At 73.9% G+C, this 777-nt stretch carries 1 protein-coding gene; it reads right to left on the bottom strand.

Features of this window, described 5'->3' with window-relative positions; genetic code table 11:
• The coding region (locus tag VQ03_RS30485; protein WP_048454688.1) for a CHASE3 domain-containing protein at window positions 1–537 on the bottom strand (537 nt) is incomplete at its 3' end.
• Between the last annotated feature and the right edge of the window lie 240 nt (window positions 538–777).

Genomic DNA, 777 nt, shown 5'->3' with positions numbered 1-777 from the left:
GCCAATGGCCTGCTCCTGACCTGGTAGCGCTGCTCCCAGCACCGCATGCCCCACACCCCGTCGGTCGACCGGACCCTGATGCATGTGCTGGCCGAGCTCCTCCACAGCGAGACCGCGCAGCGCGGCTACCACCGGACCGGGGATCCGGCCTCCCTGGTGCCCTACACCCGCAGGGCAGGCCCGGATCGCCGCGGCGCTGCCGGCTGCTGGAGGCGGCAGCTCCGCGGCGATCCGGGCCTGCCCTGCGGTGTAGGGCACCAGGAAGGCCGGATCGCCGGTCAGGAGGTAGCCGCGCTGCCCGGTCTCGCTGTCGAGGAGGTCGGCCAGCACCTGCATCAGGGTCCGGTCGACCGACAGGGTGTGGGTGATGCGGTGCTGGACGCTGCTCTGCCAGGTCAGGAGCAGGCCATTGGCCGAGCCGACCAGGAGCAGCAGGACTGCGCCCGCGAGCGTCAGCCCGGCCCGGCCGCGCACGCGGCCGAGTTGCGGGCGGAGCGGCCGGCGGGAACCGGGTGCGTGCGTCGGATCTGGCGTCATCGGCGGGTCCGTCCGGCGCCGGGCGCGGGACGGGCCGTCGGCTTCCGGGCGATATGGGAGGGTTTTCGCCATTCGCCATCGACCGGCCGGCCGACCTCCGCGTCACGCGGGGGTTTTTCCAGGGAACGATCCGACGACCGGGGGAGAGGGGAGCTATCCTCTTCCCGCGGGCGGCGGGTTTATCCCCCGAACGGCCCTCCCCCTCACGAAGGAACCGCCGCCCGGCGCCGGGCCGGTGCC

Origin of the sequence: Methylobacterium tarhaniae (assembly GCF_001043955.1) — a bacterium.
GTDB classification, from domain to species: Bacteria; Pseudomonadota; Alphaproteobacteria; order Rhizobiales; family Beijerinckiaceae; genus Methylobacterium; species Methylobacterium tarhaniae.
This window is presented reverse-complemented; position numbering and strand designations above follow the sequence as displayed.